Source organism: Pseudomonadota bacterium (genome assembly GCA_016719885.1).
In the GTDB taxonomy this organism is placed as follows: domain Bacteria; phylum Pseudomonadota; class Gammaproteobacteria.
The window spans coordinates 400,880-409,980 of the sequence record JADJYF010000004.1; the positions used below are offsets into that span (position 1 = coordinate 400,880).

Below are 9,101 nucleotides of genomic sequence, written 5' to 3' on the forward strand. Positions count from 1 at the left end.
CATCTCCTGCAGAACAACGCCGAGGCGCAGCCATCATCGCCGCCATCCTCGCCGACAACCCGGCGGCGGTGCTCAATGAATCGCCGGGCATGGTCAAGATCGACTGCCCTTCGCGCCTCGTGATCCGGCGCGAGTCGGTCGAAGCGGCGCTTGGCCGCGAATTCGACCTGCAGGAAATCCACATCAATCTCATCTCCCTCGGCGGCAATATCGACGAGGACGACGACGAGTTCGTGTTGTACTGGCAGGCCTGAGCGGCCGCCGCGTCCACATCACGCGCACACTGGAATACATCATGGCCAAGAAGCTCGGACTCAAGGAACGCTACGCACTGCTGACGCGCGGCCTGGATTGGGAAACGACCTACCAGCCGATGGACGCGGTGTTTCCCTATGACCAGTACGAAGGCATCAAGATCAAGGACTGGGACGCATGGGCCGATCCCTTTCGTCTGACCATGGATGCCTACTGGAAATACCAGTCGGAGAAGGAGCGCAAGCTCTACGCCATCCTCGACGCCTTCCAGCAGAACAACGGCCAGCTGAATATTTCCGACGCCCGTTACCTGTCGGCGGTGAAGCTGTGGCTGCAGGGCATCACGCCGCTGGAATACGCTGCCCATCGCGGCTTCGCCCATGCCGGGCGCGCGTTTCGCGGCGCCGGCGCGCGTATCGCCTGCCAGATGCAGTCCATCGACGAACTGCGTCACGCCCAGACCCAGTTGCACGCCTTCAGCCACTACAACAAGTTCTTCAACGGCTTTCACGGCTTCGCGCACATGCGCGACCGCGCCTGGTATCTGTCCATCCCCAAGAGCTTCTTCGAGGATGCGATGACGGCCGGCCCGTTCGAGTTCGTCACCTCGATCTCGTTTGCCTTCGAATACGTGCTGACCAATCTCTTGTTCATGCCCTTCGTGTCGGGCGCCGCCTATAACGGCGACATGGCCACCACCACTTTCGGCTTCTCCGCGCAGTCCGATGAATCGCGGCACATGACCCTCGGCCTCGAGGTGGTGAAGTTCATGCTGCAGCAGCACGAGGACAACGTGCCGATCGTGCAGGGTTGGCTGGATAAATGGTTCTGGCGCGGTTACCGCCTGCTCGGCCTGGTCGGCACCATGATGGATTACATGCTGCCGAAGAAAGTGATGTCATGGGCCGAGGCCTGGGGCATCTACTGGGAAGAAAACGGCGCGGCGCTGTTCCACGACCTCGGCCGCTACGGCATCCGCCTGCCCAAGCACCATGAAGTCGCGGCCAAGGAAAAGCATCGTCTGACCCACGAGATGTGGATCACGCTCTACCAATACGGCAATGCACTCAGCCTGCATACCTGGGTGCCGGACGACGAGGAAATCGCCTGGCTCAGCGAGAAGTACGGCGCGACCTTCGACACGCTGTACAAACCGCGCCTGCTGTTCCTGCGTGAACGCGAACAGCGCGGCGAGCGTTATTACAACAATCGCCTGCCGATGGTGTGCCAGGTGTGCCAGATCCCGATGTTCTACACCGAGCCCGACGATCCGCTGACCCAGAGCGTGCGCATCGTCGAGGCGGCCGGTACCCGACACCATTGCTGTTCCGACGGCTGCGCCGACATCTTCAATCACGAGCCGATGAAATACGTGCAGGCCCTGATCCCGCCGCAGCAGATCTATCGCGGCGAGGCCGGCGGCGCGCGTGACATCTTCGAATACGCGGCCTGGCTGCACCTCGAACGCGACGTCGACACCGGCGAGTACCGCGGTTCACCCGATCAGAAGCAGTGGGACGCCTGGCAGGAAGCACACAAGACCAAGCCGGCCAACGTGGCGTGAGGGGGCATCGATGAGCACCCGGTATCTCGGCGAGCGCTACGAATATCTCTCGGAGAACCGCGTCGAACAGTACGGCGGCGACATCAACATCTACGTGCGCTGGGAAAAGCATTTGATGTTCGCCTGTCCGTCGGCCTACCGCGTACCAACCGCGATGCGCCTCGGCGACTTCCTCGAGCACATGCTGAAGCCCGACTACGCTGCCCATCCCGACTGCGCGGCGCTGGATTCGCGCGCGCTGCGCATGGAAGCTCGACAAGGCGCCGTGGCTGCCCGACTTCGACAAGTCCATCGCCGACAACGGTGTCGGCCACATGAGCTATATCGAGTTCCACGCACCCGGCCTCGACGGTCTCAACGGCCTCGGCTACTGAGCGCAGCGGCACGCCGTGAGCTACCAGCTGACCATCGAGCCGCTCGGCGAGACGCTCGAAATCGAGGACGGCCAGAGCATGCTCGATGGCGCGCTGCGCGCCGGCATCTACCTGCCCTATGCTTGTAATCACGGCCTGTGCGGCACCTGCAAGGTGACGGTGCTGGCAGGCGAAGTGGAGCATCATCACGCCTCGTCGTTCGCGCTCATGGACGTCGAGCGCGACGAAGGCCGGGCGCTGGCCTGCTGCGCGACCCTGTGCTCCGACGTCACCATCGAGGCCGATGTCGACGAGGAGCCCGATGCCGAACGCCTGGCGGTCGGCGACCATCGTGCGCGCGTGTCGCGCATCGATGATCTCACGCCCACCGTCAAGCTCATCGGTCTCACGCTCGAAGACGGCGCGCTGTCCTTCCAGGCCGGCCAGTACTTGAACCTTCATATTCCCGGGCTGGACCAGCCGCGCGCGTTCTCGATTGCGAGCACGCCGTCGGCGCGACGCGACATCGAGCTGCACGTGCGCAGGATCGAGGGTGGCGCCGGCACCACTTACCTGCATGAGCGCCTGCGTTGCGGCGACGAGCTCGCCTTCACCGCGCCGCTGGGGCGGTTCTTCATCCGCAAGTCAGCGCCCGAGCCGGTCTTGCTGCTGGCCGGCGGCTCGGGCGTGTCGAGCCCGAAGTCGATGATTATCGACCTGCTAGAGACCGGCGACGAACGCGCCATCACGCTCATCCACGGCGTGCGCAATCGCGGCGAGCTGTATGACCAGGCGCTGTTCGAAACGCTGGCGCAACGCCATCCCCACTTTCGCTACGTGCCGGCGCTGTCCGACGGCGCGCCTGACGATGGCTGGACGGGGGAGCGCGGCCACGTGCACGAAGTCGCCGAGCGGCTGTTCGACGCGCGCTTCGCCGGCATGAAAGCCTATTTGTGCGGGCCGCCGGCGATGGTCGACGCCTGCCTCACCAGCCTCATGCGTGGGCGCCTGTTCGAAGAACATATCTTCATGGAGCATTTTTTCTGCGCCGCCGATGCCGCGCGGCCGGCGCGGCGCAGCGCGCTGTTCAAGAAGTTCTAGTGTGCTGTCCCGTGATGAGCTTTCATAATTATTGAGGATCGGATCGGCTACTCTGTCTGCGAGGAGCCTGACGATGCCTGCCGGTCGACCCAAATCCTATGCCGTTACTTTGAGTGATGAACAGCGCTCTCAATTGGAGAGCTTTGCCCGCTCCCGCAGCTTGCCTCACGCCTTGGCACGGCGCGCCAAGATCATCCTCATGGCAGCTGATGGCATGGCCAATAGTGCAATCGCTGCCAAGGTTGAGGTCTCCAATCCGACCATCGCAGATTGGTGTCGACGGTATATCGCCAACGGCATTGATGGGTTTCACGATCTGCCGCCGGGCCGTCGTCAGCGTACCTACGAAGATGACGACGTTGCCCAGCTCATGCAACTCGCGCTCGACCAGCGCCCACGCAACGCGACCCACTGGAGTACACGTACCTTCGCGCACGAAACACAGGTCTCCAAGAGCACCGTCCATCGCTACTTCACGCTGTTTGGCATCCAGCCTCATCGAACGCGCACCTTCACTCTGTCGAACGATCCTTTTTTGTTGAAAAGGTCCGCGACATTGTCGGCTTGTATCTCAATCCTCCCGATAATGCGCTGGTTTTATGTGTCGATGAAAAGACTCAGATTCAGGCCCTGGAACGCAGCCAGCCGATCTTGCCACTGGGTCTCGGATACATCGAAGGAGTGACCCACGATTACTTTCGACACGGCACCACGACGCTTTTCGCCGCCCTCGATATCGCCACTGGCACAGTCATTAGCCAATGCAAACCTCGGCATCGACATCAGGAATTCCTGGCTTTCCTGCGTCACATTGAAGCCAACGTGCCGACTGCATTGGACGTGCATGTGGTGATGGACAACTACGCCACACACAAACATGCCAAGGTCCGCGCTTGGTTCGCTCAACGACCGCGCTTCCATGTTCATTTCACGCCGACGTACGCTTCTGGCTCAATCAGGTCGAGCGCTGGTTCGGGATCATCAGCCAGCGCGCCATCAAGCGCGGAACGTCCCGAAACGTTAAACAACTTATCGATCGAATCCAGCAGTTCGTGGGGCAGTACAACGCACAATCTACGCCTTTTGCCTGGACTGCTACCGCCGATTCAATCTTGCAAAAACTCGCTAGACTTTCGAAACTTCTTCGTGGGACAGCACACTAGTGCATGACGTGGATAGGCAGTTCCTGGTCACGCTGGCCGACAGCGGTGCGTCTTTTCCGTGCAAGGACGGCCAGAACGTGCTGGCGGCCATGGAGAAACTCGGGCGCCGCGGCATTCCGGTTGGCTGTCGTGGCGGCGGCTGCGGCATCTGCCGCGTGCAGGTGGTGGCGGGCATGCGCTACCGCACCCAGAAAATGAGCCGCGCGCAGGTCAGCGAAGAAGATCGCGGCCGGCATCTGCCTCGCCTGCAAGTTGATTCCCGAGGGCGATATCACCGTGCGCGCCCTCGGCCTCCTGCGCCGCGACTGCGGCTAGGCGCGGCGCGCGCCTTGCGCGGCGCGGTACGTGCCGGCAGCGGCGGCAGCTTCGCAGCGACTTCCACGATCTCCTCGCGCAGCCAGCGATGGGTCGCGTCGTCGTCGTATTGCGGATGCCAATAGAGCTCGAGCTCGAGATCCGGGCAGGCGATTGGCGGTGTGACGAGTTTGAGTGGCACGCGCTCGGCCATGAGCGCGCAAGGCGCTCCTGCATCACCGCCACGCCGCGGGTCTCGGCGACGATCAACGGAATGGCCATGTAGTGGGGCGTCAGCACGCGGTTGCGGTAACGCACGTTGAGCGTATCGAGGTGCAGGGTCTCGTGGCTGTACAGGCGCTTGGGTTCGATGGTGTAGCCGACCTGCGGCAGGCGGCGGAAGTGCTCGAAGTCCATCCCTTCGTGAACCTCGGCGTTGTCGCGCGCGGCGACACACACGTAGCGATCGCGAAACAGCGGCACCGAACGCAGCGCGGCCGCGTCGATCGCGCCCGACGGCACGATGAAGAACTCCATCTCGGCCGCGCCGCGGCGCTCCAGCATCCGCGGTGTCACATCGACGAAGAACAGCGTGAGATTGGGCGCGTCGTCCTCCAGGCGCCGCATGAGCTGACCGCCGAGCAGCCAGTCGATGTAGTCGGCGGTGGCAATCGTGAAGTCGCGTCGCGCGAGGCGCGGCTCCTCGACGCCGGACTCCAGCGTCTCGTGCACCTGCTTGATGATGGCGCGGATGCGCGGCGCGAGCTGTTCGGCGCGCGCTGTAGGCTGCATGGCGCGACCGCTCCAGCGAAACAAGGATCGTCGAAGGCCCGCGCAGCCGTTCGAGCGCGAGATCGACGGCGGATTGCGTACGCGACAGGCGTCGCGCGGCGACGCTGACGCTGCGCACGGTCCACAGCACGTCGAACACGCGCAGCAGGTTCAAATCGAGGTTGCGCAGGGTGGTGGCCATGGCGTCCGCCTGTCCATGAATGAGTTTGGATGATATTAGATATTGAAAGTATCAAATTGAACAATTTCACGACCTGGCTAAGCTGCTCCTCACCGCAACGTTCGCGAGGAGACGCATGAACACACGAGTCCAATCCATCAACGCCGTGCCTGCGGGCGATGAACTGCGGCGCCGCGCCCAAGCGCTGGTGCCGGAGCGGCGCGAGCGCGCCGCCGACTGCGAACGCGGCGCCAGCGTGCCGGCCGCGACCATCGCCGCGTTCGAGGATGCGGGCTTTTTCCGTATCCTGCAGCCCGCCCTCTACGGCGGCTACGAGATGTGGCCGACCGAGTTTTTCGAAGTGGTCACCATCCTCGCCCGCGGCTGCCCGTCGAGTGCCTGGGTGCTGTCGGTGCTCGGCATTCACAACTGGGAGGCGGGCCTCATCGATCCGGCGGTGGCGGAGGCCCTGTGGCGGGACGACCCCGACGTGCGCTTCTCGTCGTCCTATGCCCCTTTCGGCAAGGCGCGGCGAGTGGCCGGCGGTTATCGCCTGGAGGGGGCGCTGGCCGTGGTCCAGCGGCTGCGACCACGCTAGCTGGGTGATCCTCCGGCTGCGACGCCGAACAGGACGACGGCTCGTTCAACCGCGTGGCCTGCATGGTGCCGCGCGATGGCTACGAGATAGACGAGACGTCCTGGCGCTCGGCCGGCATGAGCGGTACCGGCAGCAAGGACATCGTGGTGCGCGACGCTTTCGTCCCGGCGCGCCATGTGCACAACATCCAGCGCGCCATCGAACCTCAACGAACCCGGCACGCGCAGCTTCACCGCCGACACCTACAAGCTGTCTTTCGGCGTGTGCTTCGCCTATTCGCTGGCGAGCGTCGCGCTCGGCATCGGCGAGGCGGCGATCGCCGACTATCTGCCCTACATGCGCAAACGCTGCGCCGCCTACGACGGCAGCCGCTTCCAGGACGACCCGGTGGTGCAACGCACCCTCGCCGAGGCCCATTCGATGGTCGACAGCGCGCGGCTCAAGTACGAGCGCGACTTTCGCGAAATGCAGGCCTTCATTGCGCGCGGCGAAGCGGTGCCGCTGGAGCGGCGCATCTTCTACAAGTGGAACTCGGCGGCCGTCGCACGTCTGTGCCGCGATGCGGTGAACCTCTTGATGCCGAGCTGCGGCGGCTCGGCGTTCAATCTCGCCAATCCCATGCAGCGCTATTTCCGCGACATCAATTGCGTTGCCCAGCACCTCTATCTCAGCTTCGACCGCGGCGCGCGTAACTACGGCATGCACCTGCTCAGCGGCGGCAACAAAGACGTGATGGTTTGAAGGGGCGACGACCATGACACTCAAAGTGGGATACCTGGGATTCGAAGTCTCCGATCTCGCGGCCTGGGAGCGCTTTGCCGGCCTGGTGGGCCTCGGTACCGCCAATCATGGGGACGTGACCTGCCTCCTGGTCGATAACAACGCGCGCCGTCTGCAGCTCGTCGCCGGTGCGCGTGACGACCTCGTGTACATGGGCTGGGAAGCGGCGGACCTTGCCGAATTCGACGCGGTGCGGGCGCGGCTGGACGCGGCCGGCGTGACCTGGGCCGAAGGCGACGCGCCTGGCGCCGCGCGCCTGGCGTCGAACGCCACCTCGCGTTCCAGGACCCGGACGGCCTGCCGCTCGAGGTCGCTCTCCGGCTTGAGCGCCTCGCCGCGCCGCCGGTCGTCGCTGGTGCCCGCTGGTTTCGTGACCGGTGACCAGGGCCTCGGCCACATCGCCGCGGCCTGAATGGGCCAGGGCCCCGGCGCGCAGACCACGAACGGTACTCGCGGTCTGCGAATCCGCCATCTGCCCGCTAGGTCGCACCGCCCGTTTTGATTATCCTTGGCCGACACAGCGCGCCCCTGAATCCCGGGCTGCGAGCAATAGGGGAGACGCGTGCCATGTCATTCACGGGAGTCTTGCGGCCCGGCCATTGCGCCATCCGGGTCATGGAAATGGGCCCGGCGCTGACCCACTACATCGACCGCCTCGGCATGCTCAAGACCGGCGAGGACGCCCAGGGCCGTGTGTATCTCAAGGGCTGGGACGAACACGATGCGTTTTCCATCGTGCTGCGCGAGGCCGATGCGCCGGGTCTCGACTATCTCGGCTTCAAGGTGCTTACCAACCAGGATCTCGACCGCCTCGAACTCGCGCTGCGCAATCACGGTTGCGCGGTCGAGCGCATACCCGCCGGCGAACTCAGTGGCTGCGGCCATCGCGTGCGATTCCAGATCCCGACCGGCCACATGCTCGAGCTCTACGCGGAAAAAGGACTACGTCGGCACGCTGACCGGCAATCGCAACCCGCATCCCTGGCCCGAGGGCTTGAAGGGCACGAAGGTGTGCCGCTTCGATCACTGCCTCTTGTACGGACCGAATCTCGCCGACACCGCCGACCTGTTCATGAACGTGCTCGGCTTCAGTCTCTCCGAGCGCGTCGTCACGCCCGACGCGAAGATGATCGGCGCCTTCTTCACCTGTTCCAACAAGGCCCACGACATCGCTTTCATCGAGCACGCCGAGCCCGGCAAGCTGCATCATGCGTCCTTTCTCCCTGAATACCTGGGAAGAAGTGCTGAACGCCGCCGATCTGATGAGCATGCATGAGATCCCGATAGACATCGGCCCGACCCGCCACGGCATCACGCGCGGCCGCACCATCTATTTCTTCGACCCGTCGGGCAACCGCAACGAAGTGTTCTGCGGCGACTACACCTGGTATCCGGATCGCGAGCCCATCACCTGGGAGACCGACCAGCTCGGCCGCGCGATCTTCTACCACGACCGCAAGCTCAACGAGAATTTCCTGGGCGTGGTGACCTGAGATGGCTGCACAAACGGAATTGAAGAACTTCATCAACGGTGAATTCGTCGCGGGCGCCACGCAGTTCGATGATTTCGACCCGACCACCGGCCGCGTGCATGCGCGTGTACGAAGCCGACGAGGCGGCGGTCGATCGCGCGGGTGCGTGCCGCACGCGCGGCGATGGGCGGCCCGTGGGGCGCATGAGCATCGCCGAGCGCAGCGAGCTGCTGTTCAAGGTCGCCGATCGCATCAACCAGCGCTTCGATGAATTCCTCGCCGCCGAATGTCTCGATACCGGCAAGCCGTTTTCGCTGGCGCGTCACATCGACATTCCGCGCGGCGCGGCCAACTTCAAGGTGTTCGCCGACATCATCCGCAACGTGCCGACCGAATGCTTCCGCATGGAAACGCCGGACGCGCCGGCGCGCTCAACTACGGCGTGCGCGTGCCCAAGGGCGTAATCGCGGTCATCTGCCCGTGGAACCTGCCGTTGTTGCTCATGACCTGGAAAGTCGGGCCGGCGCTGGCCTGCGGCAACACCGTGGTGGTCAAACCTTCGGAGGAGA

Annotated in this window: 7 protein-coding genes and 5 pseudogenes; 11 read left to right on the forward strand and 1 reads right to left on the reverse strand. The window is 63.9% G+C overall.

Annotated elements, in window-relative coordinates:
- Positions 1-32 precede the first annotated feature (32 nt).
- From IPM80_05565 to IPM80_05590, 6 genes and pseudogenes are all read left to right on the forward strand, one after another.
- Positions 33-254, forward strand: coding sequence for an MmoB/DmpM family protein (locus IPM80_05565; protein ID MBK8957897.1), 222 nt, complete (start codon positions 33-35; stop codon positions 252-254).
- A gap of 41 nt (positions 255-295) precedes the next feature.
- Complete coding sequence (locus IPM80_05570; protein MBK8957898.1) at positions 296-1,819, forward strand: phenol 2-monooxygenase; 1,524 nt, start codon at positions 296-298, stop codon at positions 1,817-1,819.
- 10 nt (positions 1,820-1,829) lie between these two features.
- The gene (locus IPM80_05575) at positions 1,830-2,321 is read left to right on the forward strand and encodes a hypothetical protein (GenBank protein MBK8957899.1); all 492 of its coding nucleotides are present in this window, start codon (positions 1,830-1,832) and stop codon (positions 2,319-2,321) included.
- The gene (locus tag IPM80_05580; GenBank protein MBK8957900.1) at positions 2,209-3,273 is read left to right on the forward strand and encodes a 2Fe-2S iron-sulfur cluster binding domain-containing protein; all 1,065 of its coding nucleotides are present in this window, start codon (positions 2,209-2,211) and stop codon (positions 3,271-3,273) included. The genes IPM80_05575 and IPM80_05580 overlap by 113 nt, the downstream gene beginning before the upstream one ends.
- 73 nt (positions 3,274-3,346) lie before the next feature.
- A pseudogene (locus tag IPM80_05585) lies at positions 3,347-4,436 on the forward strand (IS630 family transposase).
- 8 nt (positions 4,437-4,444) lie between these two features.
- Positions 4,445-4,751: pseudogene (locus IPM80_05590) on the forward strand (2Fe-2S iron-sulfur cluster binding domain-containing protein).
- Positions 4,752-4,937: 186 nt separating this feature from the next.
- Here IPM80_05590 and IPM80_05595 read toward each other — a convergent pair.
- Positions 4,938-5,522, reverse strand: a pseudogene (locus tag IPM80_05595) (hypothetical protein).
- A gap of 296 nt (positions 5,523-5,818) precedes the next feature.
- On the opposite strand from IPM80_05595, the gene IPM80_05600 reads away from it, so the two are divergent.
- From IPM80_05600 to IPM80_05620, 5 genes and pseudogenes are all read left to right on the forward strand, one after another.
- A complete protein-coding gene (locus IPM80_05600; protein ID MBK8957901.1) occupies positions 5,819-6,280 on the forward strand; it encodes an acyl-CoA dehydrogenase family protein in 462 nt (153 codons plus the stop codon).
- A gap of 174 nt (positions 6,281-6,454) precedes the next feature.
- A complete protein-coding gene (locus IPM80_05605) occupies positions 6,455-7,021 on the forward strand; it encodes a hypothetical protein (GenBank protein ID MBK8957902.1) in 567 nt (188 codons plus the stop codon).
- 13 nt (positions 7,022-7,034) lie between these two features.
- Positions 7,035-7,472: a hypothetical protein gene (locus tag IPM80_05610; protein ID MBK8957903.1), complete on the forward strand. Its 438-nt coding sequence runs from the start codon at positions 7,035-7,037 to the stop codon at positions 7,470-7,472.
- A gap of 155 nt (positions 7,473-7,627) precedes the next feature.
- A pseudogene (locus IPM80_05615) lies at positions 7,628-8,553 on the forward strand (catechol 2,3-dioxygenase).
- A 98-nt stretch (positions 8,554-8,651) separates the two neighbouring features.
- A pseudogene (locus tag IPM80_05620) lies at positions 8,652-9,101 on the forward strand (aldehyde dehydrogenase family protein).

Coding starts and splice junctions, on each gene's coding strand:
- IPM80_05605 (MBK8957902.1), top strand. CDS start 6,455: ATGTGCACAACATCCAGCGCGCCATCGAACCTCAACGAACCCGGCACG.
- IPM80_05570 (MBK8957898.1), top strand. CDS start 296: ATGGCCAAGAAGCTCGGACTCAAGGAACGCTACGCACTGCTGACGCGC.
- IPM80_05575 (MBK8957899.1), top strand. CDS start 1,830: ATGAGCACCCGGTATCTCGGCGAGCGCTACGAATATCTCTCGGAGAAC.
- IPM80_05600 (MBK8957901.1), top strand. CDS start 5,819: ATGAACACACGAGTCCAATCCATCAACGCCGTGCCTGCGGGCGATGAA.
- IPM80_05610 (MBK8957903.1), top strand. CDS start 7,035: ATGACACTCAAAGTGGGATACCTGGGATTCGAAGTCTCCGATCTCGCG.